Annotated in this window: 24 protein-coding genes, 1 tRNA gene and 1 other RNA gene; 6 read left to right on the top strand and 20 right to left on the bottom strand. The window is 41.8% G+C overall.

The window, feature by feature from the left end:
- Window positions 1–177: 177 nt before the first annotated feature.
- A complete protein-coding gene (locus tag B1K71_RS19360; RefSeq protein ID WP_077329921.1) occupies window positions 178–465 on the top strand; it encodes an AbrB/MazE/SpoVT family DNA-binding domain-containing protein in 288 nt (95 codons plus the stop codon).
- Between the two features lie 73 nt (window positions 466–538).
- Here the strand turns inward: B1K71_RS19360 and rsmI are convergent, their stop codons facing one another.
- From rsmI to B1K71_RS19310, 10 genes are all read right to left on the bottom strand, one after another.
- On the bottom strand, window positions 539–1,414 hold the full coding sequence (gene rsmI / locus B1K71_RS19355) for a 16S rRNA (cytidine(1402)-2'-O)-methyltransferase (RefSeq protein ID WP_077329919.1): 876 nt from the start codon (window positions 1,412–1,414) through the stop codon (window positions 539–541).
- A complete protein-coding gene (locus B1K71_RS19350; RefSeq protein WP_077329917.1) occupies window positions 1,392–1,685 on the bottom strand; it encodes a GIY-YIG nuclease family protein in 294 nt (97 codons plus the stop codon). The genes rsmI and B1K71_RS19350 overlap by 23 nt, the downstream gene beginning before the upstream one ends.
- A complete protein-coding gene (locus B1K71_RS19345; RefSeq protein ID WP_077329915.1) occupies window positions 1,672–2,418 on the bottom strand; it encodes a tRNA1(Val) (adenine(37)-N6)-methyltransferase in 747 nt (248 codons plus the stop codon). Before B1K71_RS19345 ends, B1K71_RS19350 begins: the two co-directional genes overlap by 14 nt.
- Before the next feature lie 143 nt (window positions 2,419–2,561).
- Window positions 2,562–2,906 carry a DNA replication initiation control protein YabA gene (gene yabA, locus B1K71_RS19340; protein ID WP_077329913.1) on the bottom strand — a complete coding sequence of 115 codons (345 nt, stop codon included), beginning with the start codon at window positions 2,904–2,906 and terminating at the stop codon, window positions 2,562–2,564.
- 14 nt (window positions 2,907–2,920) lie between these two features.
- Complete coding sequence (locus B1K71_RS19335; protein ID WP_077329911.1) at window positions 2,921–3,748, bottom strand: PSP1 domain-containing protein; 828 nt, start codon at window positions 3,746–3,748, stop codon at window positions 2,921–2,923.
- A 5-nt stretch (window positions 3,749–3,753) separates the two neighbouring features.
- Window positions 3,754–4,743 carry a DNA polymerase III subunit delta' gene (gene holB, locus B1K71_RS19330; protein WP_077329909.1) on the bottom strand — a complete coding sequence of 330 codons (990 nt, stop codon included), beginning with the start codon at window positions 4,741–4,743 and terminating at the stop codon, window positions 3,754–3,756.
- Between the two features lie 116 nt (window positions 4,744–4,859).
- On the bottom strand, window positions 4,860–5,189 hold the full coding sequence (locus B1K71_RS19325; protein WP_077329907.1) for a cyclic-di-AMP receptor: 330 nt from the start codon (window positions 5,187–5,189) through the stop codon (window positions 4,860–4,862).
- Window positions 5,190–5,203: 14 nt separating this feature from the next.
- The gene (gene tmk, locus B1K71_RS19320) at window positions 5,204–5,839 is read right to left on the bottom strand and encodes a dTMP kinase (protein WP_077329905.1); all 636 of its coding nucleotides are present in this window, start codon (window positions 5,837–5,839) and stop codon (window positions 5,204–5,206) included.
- 14 nt (window positions 5,840–5,853) lie between these two features.
- A complete protein-coding gene (locus B1K71_RS19315) occupies window positions 5,854–7,269 on the bottom strand; it encodes an aminotransferase class I/II-fold pyridoxal phosphate-dependent enzyme (RefSeq protein WP_077329903.1) in 1,416 nt (471 codons plus the stop codon).
- Window positions 7,270–7,361: 92 nt separating this feature from the next.
- Window positions 7,362–7,553, bottom strand: a complete 192-nt coding sequence (locus tag B1K71_RS19310) for a sigma factor G inhibitor Gin (protein WP_077329901.1) — start codon at window positions 7,551–7,553, stop codon at window positions 7,362–7,364.
- 310 nt (window positions 7,554–7,863) lie between these two features.
- On the opposite strand from B1K71_RS19310, the gene B1K71_RS19305 reads away from it, so the two are divergent.
- On the top strand, window positions 7,864–8,679 hold the full coding sequence (locus tag B1K71_RS19305) for a ZIP family metal transporter (protein ID WP_077329899.1): 816 nt from the start codon (window positions 7,864–7,866) through the stop codon (window positions 8,677–8,679).
- 47 nt (window positions 8,680–8,726) lie between these two features.
- Here B1K71_RS19305 and B1K71_RS19300 read toward each other — a convergent pair whose 3' ends face one another.
- From B1K71_RS19300 to tadA, 7 genes are all read right to left on the bottom strand, one after another.
- Entirely contained in the window at window positions 8,727–8,993 is a 267-nt protein-coding gene (locus tag B1K71_RS19300; RefSeq protein ID WP_077329897.1) for a pro-sigmaK processing inhibitor BofA family protein, read from the bottom strand.
- Between the two features lie 70 nt (window positions 8,994–9,063).
- On the bottom strand, window positions 9,064–9,282 hold the full coding sequence (locus B1K71_RS19295) for a YaaL family protein (RefSeq protein ID WP_077329895.1): 219 nt from the start codon (window positions 9,280–9,282) through the stop codon (window positions 9,064–9,066).
- Between the two features lie 48 nt (window positions 9,283–9,330).
- Window positions 9,331–9,927, bottom strand: a complete 597-nt coding sequence (gene recR / locus B1K71_RS19290; protein WP_077329893.1) for a recombination mediator RecR — start codon at window positions 9,925–9,927, stop codon at window positions 9,331–9,333.
- Between the two features lie 94 nt (window positions 9,928–10,021).
- Window positions 10,022–10,342 carry a YbaB/EbfC family nucleoid-associated protein gene (locus B1K71_RS19285; protein ID WP_077329891.1) on the bottom strand — a complete coding sequence of 107 codons (321 nt, stop codon included), beginning with the start codon at window positions 10,340–10,342 and terminating at the stop codon, window positions 10,022–10,024.
- 29 nt (window positions 10,343–10,371) lie between these two features.
- Entirely contained in the window at window positions 10,372–12,063 is a 1,692-nt protein-coding gene (gene dnaX, locus B1K71_RS19280) for a DNA polymerase III subunit gamma/tau (RefSeq protein WP_077329889.1), read from the bottom strand.
- Window positions 12,064–12,412: 349 nt separating this feature from the next.
- Window positions 12,413–12,678, bottom strand: an RNA gene (gene ffs, locus B1K71_RS19275) — signal recognition particle sRNA large type.
- Window positions 12,679–12,742: 64 nt separating this feature from the next.
- Window positions 12,743–13,204: a tRNA adenosine(34) deaminase TadA gene (gene tadA / locus B1K71_RS19270; protein ID WP_077329887.1), complete on the bottom strand. Its 462-nt coding sequence runs from the start codon at window positions 13,202–13,204 to the stop codon at window positions 12,743–12,745.
- 68 nt (window positions 13,205–13,272) lie between these two features.
- Between tadA and B1K71_RS19265 the strand changes: the two genes are divergently transcribed.
- Window positions 13,273–13,806 (top strand): isochorismatase family cysteine hydrolase, encoded by a 534-nt coding sequence (locus B1K71_RS19265; RefSeq protein ID WP_077329885.1) that lies wholly within the window; start codon window positions 13,273–13,275, stop codon window positions 13,804–13,806.
- Between the two features lie 144 nt (window positions 13,807–13,950).
- Here the strand turns inward: B1K71_RS19265 and B1K71_RS19260 are convergent, their stop codons facing one another.
- Window positions 13,951–14,469 carry a type 1 glutamine amidotransferase domain-containing protein gene (locus B1K71_RS19260; RefSeq protein ID WP_077329883.1) on the bottom strand — a complete coding sequence of 173 codons (519 nt, stop codon included), beginning with the start codon at window positions 14,467–14,469 and terminating at the stop codon, window positions 13,951–13,953.
- Between the two features lie 231 nt (window positions 14,470–14,700).
- On the opposite strand from B1K71_RS19260, the gene hmpA reads away from it, so the two are divergent.
- Window positions 14,701–15,936 (top strand): NO-inducible flavohemoprotein, encoded by a 1,236-nt coding sequence (hmpA, locus tag B1K71_RS19255; protein WP_077329881.1) that lies wholly within the window; start codon window positions 14,701–14,703, stop codon window positions 15,934–15,936.
- Window positions 15,937–16,199: 263 nt separating this feature from the next.
- Here hmpA and acsA read toward each other — a convergent pair whose 3' ends face one another.
- On the bottom strand, window positions 16,200–17,915 hold the full coding sequence (gene acsA / locus B1K71_RS19250; RefSeq protein WP_077329879.1) for an acetate--CoA ligase: 1,716 nt from the start codon (window positions 17,913–17,915) through the stop codon (window positions 16,200–16,202).
- Window positions 17,916–18,331: 416 nt separating this feature from the next.
- Between acsA and B1K71_RS19245 the strand changes: the two genes are divergently transcribed.
- A complete protein-coding gene (locus B1K71_RS19245) occupies window positions 18,332–19,837 on the top strand; it encodes an MFS transporter (protein WP_077329877.1) in 1,506 nt (501 codons plus the stop codon).
- A gap of 256 nt (window positions 19,838–20,093) precedes the next feature.
- Window positions 20,094–20,633, top strand: a complete 540-nt coding sequence (locus tag B1K71_RS19240) for a hypothetical protein (protein WP_077329875.1) — start codon at window positions 20,094–20,096, stop codon at window positions 20,631–20,633.
- A gap of 159 nt (window positions 20,634–20,792) precedes the next feature.
- Here B1K71_RS19240 and B1K71_RS19235 read toward each other — a convergent pair.
- A tRNA-Arg gene (locus B1K71_RS19235) sits at window positions 20,793–20,865 on the bottom strand.
- Between the last annotated feature and the right edge of the window lie 49 nt (window positions 20,866–20,914).

The following is a 20,914-nucleotide window of genomic DNA, read 5'->3' as shown; positions in this document are numbered from 1 at the left end:
TTAATTTTCTCATTAATTTTATCTTTCGGTAAAAATTTATTGACACTTTTAGTAATGATTGGTACTATATGTCATAAGCAGATGTCGAAACATGACGAAAAATTTTTATACGTACTGAAAAAAGCGGAAAAAACAGCAAGGTTGTTTTTTTCCATCCTTCAGAGGGGAGTTAGTAATATGAAGTCTACCGGAATTGTACGCAAAGTCGACGAACTGGGACGTGTTGTATTGCCAATTGAATTACGACGCAATCTTGACATCAAAGAAAAAGACACGCTCGAAATTTTTGTAGATAAAGAAAGGGTTATCCTGCAGAAATTCAAACCTGCAATGACCTGTCAAATTACCGGAGAAACATCTGATGAAAATCTGGTGTTGGCAGATGGAAAACTTGTCCTCAGCCCTGAGGGTGCGGAAGAACTGATTAACGAAATCCAATCCCGATTGGTAAAAGACAAAAACTAACTGCAATACCACAAATATGTTATAAAAGCGGCTGACGCGCACCACCTTTCCCTTTTAACGTCAGCCGCTTTTTTTATTGCCCTAAATGGTATGTCTGATAAACATCCCGTTTCGCCATTTTCCTGTCCACTGCAACTTGTTTAATGGCGGCCTTTGTTGTCAGATTATTTTCCTGAATATAATGCCGCACATGGCCCTTAATGGATAAATGACTCCACCACAAGCGGTCTTCCTGAAGAGATGCTTCTTCTGTTCCTTCCACCACAAGACAAAATTCACCTTTCAATTCACGATCTCTTGACCAGTTCAGCAAGTCTTCCAGTGTACCGCGTGCATACTCCTCAAATTTTTTGGTAAGTTCACGTGCTGCAACCGCCCGTCGGTTTCCAAATTGCTCCAGAATATCTTTGATTGTATCTTTGAGACGGTAAGGTGACTCATAAAACAGCATGGTTGCCTTTCCTTGTTTAAGCCGTTCCAGTTCAGCTGTTTTATCCTTTTTTTTACGTGGCAAAAATCCGTAAAATAAAAATTCATCGGCTGGAAGGCCGGAGCCGACAAGTGCACAAAGGGCTGCATTCGCCCCAGGAAGCACCACTACAGACTTTTCTGCTTCAATTGCTGCCTGTACAAGTTCATAGCCCGGATCAGAAATCGAGGGCATTCCCGCGTCGCTTACCACAGCAATTGCCTCTCCCTTTTCCAAGTATTCCAGGAGCTGCTTTTCCCGTGATTTTTTATTGTGTTCATGATAACTGATCAATGGTGTTGCAATGTCAAAATGATTCAGCAGTTTCTTCGTGTTCCTCGTATCTTCCGCAGCAATAACAGAAACAGATTTCAGCACCTTCAGGGCACGGTATGTAATGTCTTCCAGATTGCCGATTGGGGTTGGTACTGCATAAACGGTTCCCTTATGATGTTCCTCAAAGCTTTTTTGAATCATCATTCTTCATCACTTCTTTCAGTTTTTCCCGAATTAATTGGAATTTTCCCTTCCGTGTCAGCTGCTTAATCTCGTATTCGCGTCTCAGAGCCTCTGATTTATCCGGAAACTTTTCTACAAACAGCACTTGAAACGGCCCCCGGCCCCTGGTATACTTTGCACCTTTACCTTCCCTGTGCATTTCCAGTCTGTGTTCCAGATCATTCGTATAGCCGGTGTAAAGCGTGTTATCATTGCATCTTAATATATAAACGATATGTTCATTGTCTTCCATAAATAATACCCTCAGCTTCCTTTGTGTACGTATTATCGTCACGGTATATATAAAGCGGCGGCAAAATCTTTAAATCCGCCTTGCCGTCGCGTACCCCTTCAATCAAAATCATATTTGCATCCCTGCCATATTTCGGATAGACAAATTGCAGACGTTTCGGCTCCAGTCGGTAGCTGCGGAATAATTCCATAATATCAACCAGTCGTCCCGGCCGGTGAACCATCGCAACTTTTCCCCCAGGCCGAACGTGCAATTTACATGCTTTCACAACATCCTCAAGCGTACAATAAACCTCATGACGCGCAATGGTTAAATGTTTATTTTTATTATGTTCGGTTTTTTCAGGTGTGGGAAAATACGGCGGATTACATGTGACCACATCAAATGCACTGTGATGTAATCTGGATTTCATATCCCTTAGATCACCTTGGATTATAGATATTTGATCTCCCATGTCATTCAGCGCAATGCTCCGCTTCGCCATATCGGCAAGCCTTTCCTGTATTTCCACACCAACCAGTCCAGCGTTGGTTCGTCTGGAAAGAAGTAGGGGAATGACTCCATTGCCGGTACATAAATCCAATATATTGCCTTTTTTGATTGGTACATACGCAAAATGGGCCAGGAGCACGGCATCAAGGGAAAAAGAAAATACCGATGGACTTTGTATAATATGCATATATTCTTCTGCAAGCAAGTAATCAATTCGTTCATCACCGTAAAGTGGTACCATTATGAAACCCTTTCTGTCATTCAAAAATTGGATGCAATGATTCACTAAGATGCTAAATAGTGACAATAAGCTGCCAAACCTTTGAATTCCCTCTTATGTAGAAAAGCTGTCCCTATAGAATAGAGACAGCCAGCAATCTTTCCCTATTTCGTTTTGTTTAAAAATAACAGACAGAACAAGCAATCCTCATCCTGACGAGGAGTACCGAAATGAACGTTGCAAATATGAAATCCTTCTTCATACAGCCGCGCAAGATTATCATAGCCTTCTCCCGGAACATCCTTGGCCGGATTGACAATCTCATCATCTTTGAAATCCTCATCTGAGTCGTTCAAACGATTACGCAAATGGTGATTTTCCATTTCCAGGCGGTGATTTTCTTCAATGAGATCACTCAATTTACCCTTTAAATCTCCCAGTTGTTCGTATAATTCGCCTATCTGTTCTTCCATATCTGTTACCTGATCAAATATTTTCCTTTTTTTCACGCCCGATCACCCCACTATTCTGTGGCTTGCGCTGTTATGATTCCTTCATCAATCAGTTCATCCAGTGTATATTCAATAACCCGTTCTTTTTCAGGGATCTCGATGTGAATGATGCGTTCCAGCATATTCAGCCCAACCACTTTTCCATCGCCGTATGGAGTTGTAATTTTCTCACCCATATCAGGCAATTCCCGTTTAGCGGTCTCATAATCATCATTTTCATATTTCAGGCAGCACATAAGCCGACCGCACAGACCTGAAATTTTAGCGGGGTTCAATGACAGATTCTGATCCTTTGCCATCTTAATGGATACCGGCTCAAAGTCACCCAGAAAAGTTGAACAGCAGAGCATTCTCCCGCATGGACCAATACCGCCGAGCATTTTTGCTTCGTCCCGGACACCAATTTGACGAAGCTCAATACGGGTTTTAAACTGTGACGCCAAATCCTTTACCAGGTTACGGAAGTCCACACGCCCATCCGCTGTAAAATAAAAGATTAATTTATTCCGGTCAAACGTATATTCTACCTCCACCAGACTCATATCCAGTTTATGGTCAACAATTTTATCAGAACATATCTTAAATGCACTGTCGGCATGCTGCTGATTTTCTACGACTGTCATCTTGTCTTTTTCATCCGCAACACGGATTACTTTTTTCAACGGGAGTACAACATCCTCCTCGTCAACATGCTTATTCGTAATAACAACCTTGCCAAATTCCACACCACGAACCGTTTCGACAACAACATAGCCGTCCACTTCTATATTATTATCTCCGGGATCGAAATAATATATTTTACCCGCCTTTTTAAAGCGGACTCCGATTACTTCAATCATGTAGATCACCTCTGTATTTGAACGGTAAGCTGCTCCATCACGAGCGTCGGATTAACATTCTGTTTTAATTTCCGTTTGGCTTCCAGAATTTTATTCAGAATATCCAGCAGCTGTACCTGTGAAAAATTCATCGACAGGTCTTCAATTTTTTCCCCTTGTCCGGGAAATACTGCCATCGCATCCTGCCTACCGATATGAAAATATAGTATGTCTTTAAACGCCAAAAGCAACAAATCCAGTCCCTGTTCCTGCTGTTTCCGGTCTTTAAAATGCGGCATCCACTGATTATGAATATATAAATAAACATCATTGGAATGACCGGAAAACATTTCTACCCATTGTATCATTAATTTTCGTGACTGCGCAAACCACTCGTCCGCATTCCATGAAAACGCTTCGTCCAAATTATTCGTCAATGCGCTCATCAGTAACGCATCCCTGTCAGACATACCCGCATCCATCAGTTGACTTCGAAAGGCATCCGGATTCAACGGGCGTAAATCAATAACCTGACAACGTGACCGAATAGTTGGTATGATCGATTGACTATTATCTGTCAACATAATTGCCGTTGTTTCTTTACCTGGTTCTTCCAAAAACTTGAGAATTCGATTCGCTGCATTTACCGTCAGCGTATCTGCATCCGAAATGATATACACTTTCTTGTTTGACTCCATTCCGGAATAATTAAATTCCTTTTGCAGATGATCAATTTGTTCCTTCCGAATCGATTGTCCATCAGGTTCAATCCAATGTACATCAGGATGATTGCCGGAATCAATTCGTTTGCAGGCATTACATTCCTGACAAGGTTCCGATCCTGACTTATTCGTGCAAAAGACGGTCTTGGCCAATAACAGGGCAATTGGTTTTTTTCCTGTTCCGCGTGCACCCTGGATTAAGTAAGCATGCGAAATGCGGTCTTTTTTTATGCTGTTTGTAATGATTCTGCTCGCAAGCGGCTGTATTTCCGCGACCTCCGACCACGTCTTCATAAGTACCATTCCTTAGAATATGAATTATATTAATTGTAAAGCAGACAAAACAAGCCTCCACAGTACGGGACTTCAATCATATTATAGAGGCTTGCAGGTCGCCTTCGCTTTTGATTTTAAAACTGCATAAATTGTTCGATTGGCAGGATAAACACGGTTGCGCCGCCTACTTCGACTTTGACAGGTTTTGGTATATAGGAATCTGCATTTCCGCCCATCGGGGAGATTGGTGCTACCATCTGTTCACGCTGTGAGCAATTATCCCGAATAATGTTTAACGCTTCGTCAACATATTCATCCTCGCAGCCGATCATCAGCGTAGTATTGCCTTCTTTTAAAAAGCCGCCAGTTGTTGCAAGTTTGGTGGTTTTGAAATTTTCTCCGCCCAATGCATCTGTCAGGCGATTGGTGTCTTTGTCCTGAACAACAGCAATAATCAGCTTCATTCTTCTTACCTCCCTTACGTTTTTTTGGAAAAACAGGAAATAATGGTTTCCACCGTTTCCTTTTCAACCTGGTCAAATGCCAGTTCCGCATTGATGACATGAATACGCTCAGGAAATTTGGAAACAAGCATCTGGTATGCATCATAAACTTTTTCATGGAATGGAAGCTTCTCAAGATCCAGCCTGTTTTGTTCTCTATCTTTATTCGCCGCAATACGGGCTAATCCCTTTTTTGGCTTAATATCAAAAAATAACGTCTTGTCAGGCATGCAATCCTGAATAGCAAACTGATTGATGGAAAAAACCTCATCCATTCCCAATTCCCTGGCATACCCTTGATATGCCAAACTGCTGTCAATGAAACGGTCACACAATACCATCTTTCCATTTTTAAGTGCAGGCAATACTTTCTCGACTAAATGCTGACGACGGGCTGCTGCATATAATAGTGCTTCCGTTCTGCCATCCATTGCTGTATTTTGTGGATCAAGGATAACTTGCCGTATTTTCTCAGCAATTTCAATACCGCCGGGTTCCCGTGTTGTTAAAACATCATACCCTAAAGCTGACAACGTTTTGCCTGCCGCTTCAAGAATGGATGATTTTCCGGCACCCTCGCCACCCTCAAATGTTATAAAATATCCGTTCACTGAAGTTTGCTCCTTTATTTAAAAACGCTGATTCCCCGAATAATATCGTGATGCTGTATGGTTGCACCTTGTTGAATCAGTTGTTTAATCATGCTGATATGTGATTCTGTGATCCGCTCCCCTCTCAAAACGAAAGGAACTCCGGGCGGATACGGTACGATTGCCTCTGCCGTAATACAGCCAGCCGACTGCTCCAGCAGTATTTGTTTCGTCTGTTGATGCTGCATCATCCCATACGGCATCGCCAGTTTTTCAATGGGATTTGTAAAAAGATTTCTTAAATCTATTGTAGCACGATTCCGTGTATTTTTTAATTGTTCAGTAATGCGTGCCATTCCTTTTTTCAACTGCTTCACATTACGGAAAGGTGTAAGACCATGAATCAGCAAAATTTGATTGTGTGTGGCAAGTTCTGGATAGATGCCTATGTTTTCAAAAAAACCGGCAGCCTCACGTGCACAAAGACCTTCCTCCATGTGCAGCGTTATTTTTAATGGATCATCTGTGAGCGGTATTTGCCATGGTCCGGCCTGCAGGATTTCCTTCACCTGCCGCACGCTGTTCAGGACGGCTTCTATATCAGCTGTTTTCAAATTTGCCAGAAACCATCTGGCTAAATCCAATGACGCCATAATCGGGTACGATGGACTGCTTGATTGAAGCATCTGCAGATAATGTGTGATCCGATTGTTTGCAATATGTGCAGTGTTAACATGCAGAAAAGACCCCATTGTCATGGCAGGTGCCATTTTATGAGCGGATTGTACAACTGCATCCGCACCAAATTCCAGGGATGACACCGGAAATGCCCTATGCGTGGAAAAATGAACACCATGCGCTTCATCAACAAGCACTGGTATATTATATTCATGAGCAAGCCCAATCATTTCTTTCAGCGCAAATGTTTGACCGAAATAATCCGGATACGTCAGCATGACCGCTTTTACGTCCGGATGCTGTTTCAATGCTTTTTTTAATGTATTAATATCCGGTGCAGTATACCGGTCTACGGCAGCATCAAATTCCGGTGCAATAAATATTGGTCTCGCACCGCTTAACTCCAATCCGTTAAAAACCGACTTATGACTGTTACGCTGAACAATAATTTCGTCACCTGCATTACAAGCTCCAAGAACCATGGCGATATTCCCTGCAGTGCTTCCACCAACAAGAAAATGGGTTTGTTCCACGCCAAAAAAATCTGCCGCCAGCTCCTGCGCTTCTTTAATAACATCCTGCGGCGCATGCAAATCATCCAGTCCCGGCAATTCCGTCAAATCCACCGGTAAAATAGATTGATAAAATTCCCGGGCAAAATCAGGAAAAAGCTCTCCATTTTTATGCCCCGGTACATGAAAGGAAGTCGGGCTGCGTTTAGTAAACTGCTGTAAGGCATCAAATAAAGGTGTATCCTGCTGATTTCGCTTCATCGTGATCCGTCCTCTGTAATTTTTTCTTATAAGGTAATTATACGTTGGATCCATACAAGAAAAAAAGCTTTTGCAAGTAAAACTGCAAAAGCTTAAGAATGTAATGTCGGCTGATTCATATTTTTTAATTTTTGTAGATAATAGTGATATTTTTCTTCCCGCGGCTCTGTGTGAATCATGTTTCGTTCACATTCACAGCAGATAAACAGTTTGTATAAATGAATTCCCCGCTCCTTCTCCTCTTCACAAATACCACAGCGCTCATGTAAAACTACTTGTTTCATCTCCCCACCTCCGTTAGTTTAGTATCTCCTAATCTAACGAATTTTATACAAAAAAATCTTATAATCATTGAATTTTGTATCACTAATAGAGTATATGCAGGAAGGCTTTTTTATTGACACATTCAAGGGCAAAAAACATAGCATAAATCGATGAAATGCACAATAATTGACTTTAATTTTGGCTAAGGTTAAACTTTTTCACTAAGGAAACATTTTGAACATACTATCATAATAACTTGCCAAACAATTCTTATGAAGATATTTCTGCATATCAAATTATATGTAACATGCAAAAAAGGAGGTCTTAAAAATGATGGAGTTCTTACAATCATTGGATCCTGCTTATCAGGCACTCCTTGCTACTCTGTTCACCTGGGGAATGACTGCTCTCGGTGCAGCACTCGTTTTTACGACGAAAACATTTAATCAGAAATTTATGGATAGTATGCTTGGTTTTGCCGGAGGGGTCATGATTGCAGCAAGTTTCTGGTCATTGCTTGCTCCTGCCCTGGAGATGGCCGGCGGGAACGGGGGTGCATCCTGGATGCCGGTAGCAATTGGTTTCATGCTGGGGGGAATATTCTTATGGGGCTTCGATAAACTTCTGCCCCATTTACATCCAATGTCATCCCCAAAGAAGGCGGAGGGAATCAACCCGGAAAAGAAAAAACGAGGCACACTGCTCGTCTTTGCAATCACCATGCATAATATTCCCGAAGGACTTGCAGTTGGGGTAGCGTTTGGAAGTGCTGCCATCGGACTTGAATCATCATCACTTGCCGGTGCTATTGCACTTGCCGTTGGGATAGGCATACAAAATTTCCCGGAAGGTGTAGCTGTCTCAATGCCGTTACGCAGGGACGGTGCTTCACGATGGAAAAGCTTTCAATATGGACAGTTTTCGGGAATGGTTGAACCCATTGCCGCGGTTATTGGCGCCCTGGCAGTAACATTGATGCAGCCATTACTGCCGTATGCACTAAGTTTTGCAGCTGGGGCAATGATTTTTGTAACAGCAGAGGAAGTAATTCCCGGTTCACAGGAAAATGGAAACACAGACCTTGCTTCCATGAGTCTCATGATAGGATTTACCATTATGATGATTTTGGATGTTTCACTTGGTTAACAAAAGTCAGCGGGTATAGGTATATCCTATCCCGCTGACTTTTGTGCCTAAGCTATTAACATTAATTGTATGGCAGCAAGTGAACTAACGCCAAACAACCCGAGAAACCCGGAAATCATTACAGTAAACAGATTAATCGGTATATGTAGTCCGATTGCTCCCCCGAACACATTAAAGAAAAACAAAAATAAAATGCCAATGCCAAGCTTTATTGAACTATGTGCGATAAAACGCATCGGTTTTACAGGAGCACCTACAAACAATAGAATAACAATTAACGCAACCATGATCGAAATAACCAATGTTGAGCTCAAGCCGAATCACTCCTTTTCCTTGTCCCTTTCTACTTATATATGAAAAGGAGACTGGAAAAAGAACATCATTCTATTTACTGTATCGGACGGCACTTATTTTCCGCCGCCGTGCTTCCCGCAGCAGAAATAAATATTTTTCCCGGGCAAGTCTCTCATTGTACATTCCGTTAAACGATGGTTCAATGCTTTTGTCCAGGATAGCCTGAATCTGTTTCCATTCCCGTTCCAGGGCAAAAATAGATTGTAATAATTGCTCATCCACATCTCTTTTTTTGATTTTTTTAGCCATGCTGTCACCCAACTTTTTTAAAAACTTGCGATTTCGGATTGAAAGGCACTATAAATCCCTTCTGCCCTCTAATGCTTTTGATAATGTAACTTCATCGGCATACTCCAAATCGCCGCCAACAGGAAGACCATGCGCAATTCGTGTCGTCTTAATTCCCGATGGTTTAACAAGTCTTGAAATATACATTGCTGTTGCTTCCCCTTCGATGTTCGGATTCGTAGCCAGAATCAACTCTTTTACTTCCTCATCTTTCAATCTATTGATGAGGCCTGGTACATTTATATCTTCCGGTCCTATCCCATCCATGGGTGAAATGGCACCATGCAAAACGTGATATTTTCCGTGATATTCCTTCATCTTCTCCATCGCAATCACATCTTTGGGATCCTGCACAACGCAAATAATCGATTGATCCCTGGTTGTATCCTGACAAATGGGACACGGATCCTGATCAGTTATATGTCCACAGGTGGAGCAGTGGGTAAGTTCCCGCTTTGCATTTACTAAGGACTTTGCAAAATCCAGTACATCGTCCTCTTTCATATTTAATACAAAAAATGCCAGTCGGACAGCAGTTTTTGGTCCAATCCCCGGCAATTTTGTAAAGCTGTCTATCAGTTTGGAAATCGGTTCAGGATAATACATGCAATATGCCTCCAATTAGAAAAACTCAGGCTGAGCCCTGCCTTTTAGCGAGCGCCTAAGTTTTCCGCATAGGTCAATTATACGCCTTACGATGTTAAAACATTCCACCAGGCATATTTAACCCTTTAGTGAATTGTCCCATCGTTTCGTTTGTTTTATCATCGATTTGTTTGATGACATCGTTGGTTGCTGTCAGAATAAGATCCTGCAGCATTTCCACATCATCCGGATCAACTACTTCTTCTTTAATTTGTACATCTGTAATTTCTTTTTTACCATTTGCCGTGACAGTTACCATACCGCCGCCTGCAGATGATTCGAATGTCATTTCATGCAGTTCATCCTGTGCCTTCATCATTTTCTTTTGCATTTTTTGCATTTGCTTCATCATATTTCCCATATTTCCACCTTTCATGGAAATCGCCTCCTTTATTTTTGATCCTTCTATTCGTGAATGTCCAGCAATTCATCTCCGACAAGTTTTCTTGCTTCGGAAATGAGCGGATCTTCCTCCTGCTCTTCCTGTTTCGTTGCTGATTGCTCTTGCCGATTTATATATTCATTGCGCAGTTCCTGCCAATTATTCGCAGGTATCGGAATAATGGTCAATTGCTTGCCTGTCACATTATTAAGTATGGATTCCACCGTATTTTGGTGTTCCAAAAACAATGAGCAATGAATTTCATACTTAAACTGTACCACAAGCGCCTTTTGTGATGCAGCTGCTGGTTTACTGTCCTGAATCGTTGCATGTGCCGGAGCACTGGCTGACTTCAGTTTATTTAGGAATGCTGCCCATTGTGACTGCACATCTTTCAAAGCGGGCTTTTCTGCTTCTTGCAGTACATTACGGATTCTTTCATAAGGAATTTTAAAACTGTTTCGTGTTACTCTTGACGGTGCTCTTTTCGGCTCATTCGCCGGTGCCTGCCTGGCTGCATTTGCAGGTGCTTCTTTCAATGCAGCAAGTTCTTTTTCCAAATGCTCCAGGCGGCCCAAAAGCCCGTTAACAGCTTCTGAATCAGCGGCATTCGCAGTTTCACCTGCACCGGATTCTTTATTTGTTATCGTTAACAATGCAATCTCAATAAATACTTTCGGACTGTTCGTCCATTTTATTTCCTGCTGGCACTGGTTCAGATGCATTATCGCATCCTGAATCCAGTCTACCGCAACTGTGTCGGCGAGTTTTTGAAAATTTTCATCGATAATCGCCCGCTCAAGAATGCCTTCGAGTGATGGTGCACTTTTATATAATAACAAATCACGGGCAAAATAGATAAGATCATATACAAACCGGGCCGGATCTTTGCCATTTTGAATCATTTCATCGAGTAATGATAATGCACGCTGCACATCCTTTTCATACATCGCTCTTACAATTTCGGTGAGTATTTGCTGGGAAACGCCCCCCGTTACGGCAAGTACATCATCAAGATTGACACTTTCATCACTGTAGGAAATAGCCTGGTCCAAGATGCTTAATGCATCACGCATACCGCCTTCTGCAGCCAATGCTATCGTATCAAGTGCCTCTGGAGATACGGTGATTCCTTCATTTTCAACAATCGCTTTCATGCGCTCCACAATGGATTGACTGGAAATCGGTTTGAAATCGAATCGCTGACATCGTGATAAGATTGTCAATGGTATTTTATGCGGTTCTGTCGTTGCCAGGATAAAAACAACATGCTTCGGTGGTTCTTCCAAAGTTTTCAAAAGAGCGTTGAATGCGTTGACCGAAATCATGTGAACCTCGTCAATAATATACACTTTATACGGCACAACACTTGAGGCATATTTTACTTTATCCCGAATATCGCGAATATCTTCAACACTGGTATGTGATGCCGCATCCATTTCAATCACATCTGAAATGGAGCCATCCTGAATGCCTCTGCATGCGTCACATTCATTGCACGGCTCTTTCACAGGGGCTTTTTCACAGTTAATCGTTTTAGCAAAAATTTTGGCAGCACTCGTTTTACCGGTTCCACGCGGTCCGGAAAAAATGTACGCATGCGAAAATTTCTCCTGAACGATTGCATTCTGCAGCGTTCTCGTTATATGTGATTGTCCAACCACATCCTGAAAATTCCTGGGACGCCAGACACGATACAAAGCCTGATAGCTCATAATAAACGTTCCCCTTCAAAAAGTCTACCTAAATTATACGCTATTTCAAGGGTAAATGTGAACCATTTAAAAAAACATCTTTGTCACTGCTTGAAGGCCGATAACTCCTATTGAGGGTTGATTACTCCAAATGACGGTTGATTTCCGGTTCATGAAGGTTGATAAATTCCGGGTGAAGGTTGATTTCTTATTAATGATGGTCGATAACTTCGCTTGAAGATTGATTTCGTACCGGTTATGGTTATTTCCGGCTTCACTTCAAAAAGCATGCCTTGTGGCAAAAGCCCTTATCTGCTAAAAAAGCTGCACCACCTCGAATTGAGATGAATGCAGCTTTCTGTTATGTAAACCGTGCACCCACTGTTGATAAGATGTTCCTAAGCGTTACCCAAGTTCATGGCTCGGCCCAGGCTTCCCCGCGGCACACAGAAATGACCACTTACTGCTGCTTCCTTCCGGACCTGACAGGATTCATGGGTTTCTGTTGCGCAGGACCTGAACGTCAACACCAATCCCTTGAGGCAGACCTTAAAATCACCTTACCTCGAATGGGAGTTCAGCCTCGCTATAGCGGATTGCGAGTACAGGGCACCGCTACCTCCCCACCTAGCACGGCACTAACCATTATAACCACTTTGCTTAAATAATGCAATTGTAAATTGATGAAAGTATTTGGAAACTATAGCTTTTTCCGTTGCCTCAGTTCTTTAAAAAAGTCCGTTAAAAGACTCCCGCATTCTTCCTTTAGCACGCCAGCGGTCAGTTCTGCCCGATGATTAAAACGTTCTTCATCCAACAAATTCATTAACGTACCCGCACAGCCTGCTTTTGGGTCAGGCGCACCGTAAACCACCCGCTTAATCCTTGATTGTACGATGGCGCCGGCACACATTGGGCATGGTTCCAGTGTTACATATAATGTACAATCCTCAAGCCTCCAACTGCCAATTGTTTTATTAGCTTCTTTGATTGCAATCAATTCCGCATGTGATAACGTCATCTGTGAGGTCTCACGCACATTGTGGCCGGAACCAATTACTTCCCCTTCACATGTAATTACCGCACCAATCGGGACTTCACCAATTTCCTTAGCCTTTACAGCCTCATCAATTGCCTGGCGCATATGTATGATGTCATCCATCCAATATCACCCCGTAAGTTTGAAATAAAAAAATCAGGAAATAAATAAAAGAAGAAAGGAGTCCAACTATGAACGATTCACTTGAAAACAGCGTGATTTTATTTATTGATATTATCAACGATTTTAACTTTGACGGCAGCAAAAAACTGCTCAAACATACTAAAGCGATTTTACCACATTTACGGAAATTAAAAGAATTTGGCAGGAAAAATAACATTCCGATTATCTATGTAAATGATCATTATGGATTTTGGCAGGCGGATTTCCATAAAATCATTGCACATTGTGAAAATGAATTCAGTAAGGATATCATTTCCGGGTTGAGACCAGATGATGATGATTACTTTCTGATGAAACCGCAACATTCAGCGTTTTTCCAAACACCATTACACTCATTGCTGAACGAATTGAACAGGACCCATCTGATTATGGCAGGTATAGCAGGGGATATCTGCATTTTATTTACGGCAAAAGACGCTTATATGTACCGTTATTCCATGCATGTACCGGATAACTGCATGGCCTCGGAAGAACAGGATGGCAATGAATATGCTCTCTATCTGATGCGCACTGTAATGGAAGCAAAAACAAATCCGATTTGAGCCTGTTTAACTTATGCTGGAATTTCTCTATCAGGAATTTTTATGGATCTATCAGGAAATTTGGGAGTTCTATCGGGAATTTCAACCGTTCTATCAGGAAATTAGCATAGACAAAAAAATCCCCCTTCAAGGGGGGCGAAAAAATTATTTTTCCAATACTTTCAATGTTTCACGGTTGAATGCAGGGATATCATCAGGTTGTCTGCTTGTGACAAGCTGGTTGCAGCAAACTACTACTTCCTCATCCTGCACGTTGGCACCGGCATACTCCATATCAACCTGAATGGAGGTAAATCCTGTTGCTTTGCGTCCTTCCAATGATTTTGCGGTAATAAGCAGCTGTGGTCCATGACAAATAGCAAAGACCGGTTTGTCTGCATCCATAAAATGTTTGGCAAATTTCACAAAGCGTTCATCTGCGCGAAGTTGATCCGGTGAGAAACCACCCGGAATAAATAAAGCATCAAAGTCCTCTGCTTTTACATTATCAATCGATTCATCAATGGTAACTTCCGACTCATTGTTCTTCCCTGTTACGACGGCACCTTTTTTCTTCTCAATGGTTACCACTTCATGTCCGGCATCTTTAAATGCTTTAGCCGGATCTGTATATTCAACATCCTCAAACATATTTGTAATAACAGTTGCTATTTTTTTACCCATTCAAATACACTCCTTTACGAAGATTCATCAAGAATTCTACCCGTATGTGAAAAAATAAAACATGTATCCTGATTTGTGAACATATTTAGGTAAAAAGACCTATTATTTGTGACAACTTCACAAAGCTTTAACACTTTACGAATCCTTTGTCTCATAGTGACTTTGATTTTCACAGGATTACAATAGAGATGTGGGGATATTAAATTTCTAGGATAAAAGGAGTGTTTTGTTTTGACAACACAAGCTACAGTGGAGTTAGACAAACAGACAAGGGACATTGTAAAAGCAACTGTGCCTATATTACAGGAGCGAGGTGATGAGATTACAAGCAGGTTTTATCAACTCATGTTTGAAAATCATCCCGAACTGAAAAATATTTTTAACCAGACGAACCAGCGTAAAGGGAATCAATCAAAGGCGTTGGCAAACACAGTCTATGCAGCGGCAGCTCATATAGATCAGCTTGGCGATATATTACCGCAAGTACAACAAATCGCCCAAAAGCATAAGAGTCTCAACATCAAGCCGGAGCATTACCCGATAGTCGGTAAATATTTATTGCTTGCCATGAAAGATGTGTTGGGGGACACAGCAAGCGATGATGTTATCGAAGCATGGGAAAAAGCATACGGCATTATTTCCGGTGTCTTTATTGAAACGGAGAAGAAAATGTATCAGGAACTTCAAGACACAACGGGGGGGTGGCTTGACTTCCGTAATTTTAAGGTGGTCGATAAAGTAATCGAAAGTGATGTCATCACATCATTTTATCTGGAACCTGCCGATGGGAATCCGTTCCCGCTTTATCAGCCGGGACAATATGTAACGGTGAAAGCGGAAATCCCGGGACAGCCATATACACACTTACGTCAATACAGTTTATCGGCGGCACCAGGGGAAGGATATTACCGGATCAGTGTCAAACGGGAAGACGCCTTGAATCGTTTTCCAGCCGGTATCGTATCCAATTACTTGCATACAAAAATGGAAAAAGGCAGCATATTGCCGATCAGTGCCCCATCCGGTGATTTTGTGCTTGACCAGGAGGATACCCGTCCATTGATTTTAATGAGCGGGGGAGTCGGACTGACCCCAATGATGAGTATGCTGGAAACGAGTTTGAAACAGCAGCCTGATCGTGACGTTTATTTTATTCATGCAGCAAATAATGGCAATGTTCATGCCATGAAAGACCGTGTACGTGAATTAAATGAACAGCATCAACAGTTGCATGCATATACCGTTTATGCGAATCCAACTGATGAAGATAAAGCAGTCTGTGACAAAACCGGATACGTTGATTTTGACTGGCTGACATCTATTCTTCCAACAAAGGACAGTGCATTCTACTTTTGCGGACCAGAAGGATTTATGAAAGCAATGTATCAAAATCTTAAACAATTCAATGTGGCTGAAACAGATATCCATTTTGAATTTTTCGGTCCAGCCACAGCAATTACTGCATAAATAAGATAAAAAGAGGCTGGGACAAAAGTGTTTTATACAAGGAAAAACCCGAACAACTAAACGGAAAATGGAGCGTAAAACCGCTCCGGAAATATACTTCGCTTTCCGCGGGTGGCTGGTGGGCCTCCTCGTGCTGACGCACTGCGGGGTCACACCTATGCCTTTCCTCCCGCTGGAGTCTCCGTATATTCCCTCCGCTAGTCACCAGATTGTTCGTCTTTTGAATCACACTTTTTGATATGTCCCAACCTCTTTCTAATCTATTATTCTTCCAATGTTGACGTATCTCCTGTCGGCAGGCCAAGCTCCCATGATTTAAGGAGACGGCGCATAATTTTACCACTGCGCGTTTTTGGAATGGAATCTTTCACTTCCAGTTCTCTTGGTGCCGCATGTGCACTAAGACCGGTTTTAATGAACTGACGGATTTCTTCAAGCAGTTCATCTGATTCCTTATAACCTTCATTCAGCGTGATGAATGCTTTGATAATTTCACCGCGTTCCGGATCCGGCTTTCCAATGACGCCAGCTTCCGCAACAGCATCATGCTCAATCAATTTACTTTCAACCTCAAATGGTCCGACACGCTCACCTGACGTATTAATAACATCATCAAGACGTCCCTGGAACCAGAAATAACCGTCTTCGTCTTTATATGCACTATCACCGGATACATACCAGCCATTAATGAAATAACTTTCGAATTTCTCCGGACGCTTCCAGATTTTACGCATCATTGACGGCCATCCTTTTTTAATTGCCAGGTTGCCCATTTGATTTGGCGGAAGTTCGTTCCCTTCATTGTCCACAATCGATGCCTCAATACCAGGAAGCGGCTTACCCATGGAACCGGAGCGGATTTCCATTGATGGGAGGTTAACGATAAGCTGGGCACCTGTCTCAGTCATCCACCATGTATCATGAATCCGTAAATCAAATGCCTTCAGCCCCCATGTAACCACTTCAGGATTTAATGGCTCCCCGACACTCATAATATGGCGTAATGACGAGAGATCATGGTTCTTAACTGCATCTGAACCGGCACTTACCAATTTCCTTAGTGCAGTCGGTGCTGTATACCATACGGTTACATTATACTTATCAAGTGTGCCGTACCATGCATCCGGACTGAATCGGCCGCCACGGATAACATTCGTTACACCATACAGCCAAGGGGCAAATACACCATAGCTTGTTCCGGTTACCCAACCCGGGTCAGCCGTGCACCAATATACGTCATCTTTTTTCAGGTCAAGCACCCATTCCACTGTGGCATAATGCTGAATCATTGCATTATGGACATGGTAAACACCTTTTGGTTTACCAGTTGACCCGGATGTGTAGTGAATCACCATACCATCTTCCAGATCAACCCATTCGATATTGAAATCGGTAGATGCTTCGTTCATCTCTTTCTGATAATCAATGTATTTATCAGATGTTTCGTTGTTATCACCAACAAGCACTATTTTCTTCAAGTCAGGCAAATCATCCTGCGGCACCCGCTCAAGCAGATCCGGTGTCGTAATCAGCATGCTTGCTTCACTGTCCTGCAGGCGGTCGCGAACTGCCTGTTCCATAAATGCTTCAAATAATGGACCGGCAATCGCACCCACTTTCAGAATCCCTAAAAATGTTGCATAGAATTCAGGGCTTCTTGGGAGAAACAAAAAGATTCTGTCGCCTTTTTCCACATCATATTTTTTTAATACATTTGCAAACTGGTTACTGCTTTTTTTCAGATCGTCAAATGTCAATGACTCCTCCCGATCCGGCGAGGAATATAAAAGTGCTGTTTTATCCTTCGTTTCCGGATTTTCGGCATGACGGTCAATTGCCTCATAAGCCATATTTACTTTGCCAGTTTCATTCCAGCTGAAGTTCTTTTTCATTTCATCCCATGAAAAAGTCTTCCGCATCTTTTCATAGTCCTGCAGATTATGATTACCTTCGCGTGCAGGGATTTTTTCCGTATGCATCCTATCACCTCATCCTGAAAATTTTGAAACCGTTTGCAATCCCTTTAGTAAGGAATACGATATAATTGCTGCAAATATGCAATTATATGTAATTGTGAAAACATTATGGTAACTAAATTCTATTTTAGAACATTTGGTGACAATTTAAAAGTAATATACACACTGCAAAATAAACTGGGCGTTAACATCCGGATATTCCGGCTTATTGATTAATGCGTATTCATCTGATAAGCCTCCTGGTTTAAAACAAAAAAATACCGGGAATGCGTTTACATATGAAATTCACTTACCGCAATGTTATGGAATTTTTCAAAACAAATAATTCACATATGACCTTATCCGGACGGCCTGTACATCCAGTCCCAAACAAACCAAAACAAATCTGAATTACTTCTTACGATTGGGGATGATTTGTGATGAAACGGGATAAAGGAAAGAAAAATGAAAAAAATTTAAAGCGGAAAAAGAAAAGTGAATTAACGGAAGATGATATTACCGTTGTCGATAAGGATGTTGCAAAAAAAGCAGTTGTTGCAACCGGTATCGGCAATGCAATGGAATGGTTCGATTTCGGGATTTATTCGTACCTGGCTGCCACGATTGGTAAAATATTTTTTCCGGAAATGGAAGGTTCAACACAGTTAGTATTCAGTTTCGCGACATTTTCCGTAGCATTTCTGGTCCGGCCGCTGGGTGGCATGTTTTTCGGTTCACTTGGCGATAAGATTGGCCGGAAAAAGGTTCTCGCAATGACGCTCATTTTAATGGCATTTGCAACGTTAAGTATCGGTTTGATACCAACGTATTCTTCTATCGGACTTACAGCACCAATATTACTATTGGCAGCTCGGCTGATCCAAGGCTTCTCAACCGGCGGGGAATATTCCGGGGCAATGACATTTATAGCAGAATCGACACCTGACAGCAGACGCGGGGTTATGTCCAGCGGTCTCGAGGTAGGTACATTAATTGGTTACATTGGCGGTTCTGGTATTGTGACCCTTCTGACCTTCCTGCTTGGTTCCGAAACCATGTTGGACTGGGGATGGCGAATTCCATTTCTGATTGCCGCACCAATCGGTGTCATTGGTTTTTATTTGCGGACACACTTGGAAGAATCGCCCGCATTCGAGAAAATGGAACAGCAGAAAGAAGCATCAGAGGATGAGTCCCGCCACGTTCCACTGAAGGACCTTGTACTATATCATCGGAAAGCACTTTTGATGGGATTGATTCTGGTTCTCTTTTACAATGTAATTGACTATACGATTCTGACCTATATGCCATCCCATTTAACAGCAGTACTTGGATACGGCCAGACAAAAGGATTGTTATTGATTCTAATCGTCATGTTCATTATGATTCCAATTGTATTTCTGATGGGACATTTTGGCGACCGAATTGGTAATAAACGAATCATTCAGTCAAGCTTAATCGGCTTTATCTTACTTGCAGTTCCATCATTTATGCTGATTAACTCCAATGTAACAGCATGGGTCTTTATTGGTATTATGATCATGGCCATTCTATTGGCGGCATTAATGGGAACCATGCCATCACAGCTGCCGTCCCTGTTTTTCACAGAGGTAAGGTACGGCGGATTAGCCATTACTTACAATATTTCCGTTTCCTTATTCGGCGGGACAGCACCACTGGTGGTTTCCTGGCTGGTAGATATTTCAGGAAGTAATCTTGCTCCGGCATTTTACGTGATTTTTGTCGCGTTGATCGGCATTGTTGTGGTTTCCTTATTCCTGACAAAAACATCAGGAAAGCCGCTTCGAGGATCTCCACCAGCCATTGCTGCAGAAGAAAACCTGCTGGAGGCAATTGATGATACGAATGAAGAACTCTGGTGGACGGATGAAAAAGACCGAATCGACAAGGAAAAAAATAATAACGATGATAACCAAACACAATAACACATGTTTGGGAATGTCAGCCCATTTTTCTTTAAAAAGGAGAAAAATGGGCTGATTTTTTATTGGAACCCGCAATGTATTCTCTAACCGAATGGTTGACCACTAACGTCTATTTTCCCGTTTCATAACCGGCATATTGAAAAAAAGGTCGATAAATGTAAAACGATTCTTACAGGAATTTTGTTTGTTTTATAGAAATGATTAGTATAAGGAAACTGGTCTAAGGTAAAAACAAAAATTAAGGAAGGTGATTTGTATGTTAATCAGAAAATATCTATTAAAATGGATACCGTTAAAATGGATGCCGTATAATGAACAAGCTGTGTACGAAAAAAAACTGTCAAAGGTAATGAAGGAATTAAAAATTGAAAATTACCATTTCAATTGGGATCGCACCAGTTGCTTGATTGAATTTCAATATCTTGGGAATTCCTACAAACTGGAACACTCTATTGAGAAAGCTAGAAAAAGCGGATTAATTTTGAGAAACGGATTGGATTGTCTAATGGAATTGACCCAATCCCTCGAAGATTTGTGTGGAATCATAAATAGAGGAACCTATAAATTTGAGACATGGATCGCAGGCATGAAACAATCATCTTCGGAGCAGGAAATGCCCGAATTCCACGAAGAATTTCAAATCAGGTATAAGTCATTGGGAAAGCAAAACCTTCCCAATTATAATCAGGCGGAGTATATCCCTTTTGCAGACGAATCTTCACAGGATAATACTGACCAAAACCAGCATAATTATCTGATCCGACAGCGTCAGCGTAAAAAAGGACCGTTGATTTAACATGAAAATGAATGATTGGCGCTTGGTGCAGCGCAGGAAGAAATAGACGTACGATACTCCCCTAAACAGAATCTCATTTCATTATAAATAAAAAACACCGTTCATTCCTGGTAAAAGGAATTTAACGGTGTTTTTATTTATACGACAAAAAAGCAACAGCGCCCCCGGCAGGATTCGAACCTGCGACACATGGTTTAGGAAACCATTGCTCTATCCCCTGAGCTACGGGGGCAAATGTAATAGTGGAAACGCAACAATCACTATTATACAAAACCAAACGC

Origin of the sequence: Virgibacillus siamensis (assembly GCF_900162695.1) — a bacterium.
GTDB classification, from domain to species: domain Bacteria; phylum Bacillota; class Bacilli; order Bacillales; family Amphibacillaceae; genus Lentibacillus; species Lentibacillus siamensis_A.
Note: the sequence above shows the minus strand (reverse complement) of the source record. Positions and strands in the feature narration are given on the sequence as shown.

Coding starts and splice junctions, on each gene's coding strand:
- B1K71_RS19360 (WP_077329921.1), top strand. CDS start 178: ATGAAGTCTACCGGAATTGTACGCAAAGTCGACGAACTGGGACGTGTT.
- rsmI (WP_077329919.1), bottom strand. CDS start 1,414: ATGATGATTCAAAAAAGCTTTGAGGAACATCATAAGGGAACCGTTTAT.
- B1K71_RS19350 (WP_077329917.1), bottom strand. CDS start 1,685: ATGGAAGACAATGAACATATCGTTTATATATTAAGATGCAATGATAAC.
- B1K71_RS19345 (WP_077329915.1), bottom strand. CDS start 2,418: ATGGTACCACTTTACGGTGATGAACGAATTGATTACTTGCTTGCAGAA.
- B1K71_RS19335 (WP_077329911.1), bottom strand. CDS start 3,748: ATGATTGAAGTAATCGGAGTCCGCTTTAAAAAGGCGGGTAAAATATAT.
- holB (WP_077329909.1), bottom strand. CDS start 4,743: ATGAAGACGTGGTCGGAGGTCGCGGAAATACAGCCGCTTGCGAGCAGA.
- B1K71_RS19325 (WP_077329907.1), bottom strand. CDS start 5,189: ATGAAGCTGATTATTGCTGTTGTTCAGGACAAAGACACCAATCGCCTG.
- B1K71_RS19315 (WP_077329903.1), bottom strand. CDS start 7,269: ATGAAGCGAAATCAGCAGGATACACCTTTATTTGATGCCTTACAGCAG.
- B1K71_RS19310 (WP_077329901.1), bottom strand. CDS start 7,553: ATGAAACAAGTAGTTTTACATGAGCGCTGTGGTATTTGTGAAGAGGAG.
- B1K71_RS19305 (WP_077329899.1), top strand. CDS start 7,864: ATGATGGAGTTCTTACAATCATTGGATCCTGCTTATCAGGCACTCCTT.
- B1K71_RS19295 (WP_077329895.1), bottom strand. CDS start 9,282: ATGGCTAAAAAAATCAAAAAAAGAGATGTGGATGAGCAATTATTACAA.
- recR (WP_077329893.1), bottom strand. CDS start 9,927: ATGTATTATCCTGAACCGATTTCCAAACTGATAGACAGCTTTACAAAA.
- B1K71_RS19285 (WP_077329891.1), bottom strand. CDS start 10,342: ATGAAAGGTGGAAATATGGGAAATATGATGAAGCAAATGCAAAAAATG.
- dnaX (WP_077329889.1), bottom strand. CDS start 12,063: ATGAGCTATCAGGCTTTGTATCGTGTCTGGCGTCCCAGGAATTTTCAG.
- tadA (WP_077329887.1), bottom strand. CDS start 13,204: ATGGATGACATCATACATATGCGCCAGGCAATTGATGAGGCTGTAAAG.
- B1K71_RS19265 (WP_077329885.1), top strand. CDS start 13,273: ATGAACGATTCACTTGAAAACAGCGTGATTTTATTTATTGATATTATC.
- B1K71_RS19260 (WP_077329883.1), bottom strand. CDS start 14,469: ATGGGTAAAAAAATAGCAACTGTTATTACAAATATGTTTGAGGATGTT.
- acsA (WP_077329879.1), bottom strand. CDS start 17,915: ATGCATACGGAAAAAATCCCTGCACGCGAAGGTAATCATAATCTGCAG.
- B1K71_RS19245 (WP_077329877.1), top strand. CDS start 18,332: ATGAAACGGGATAAAGGAAAGAAAAATGAAAAAAATTTAAAGCGGAAA.
- B1K71_RS19240 (WP_077329875.1), top strand. CDS start 20,094: ATGTTAATCAGAAAATATCTATTAAAATGGATACCGTTAAAATGGATG.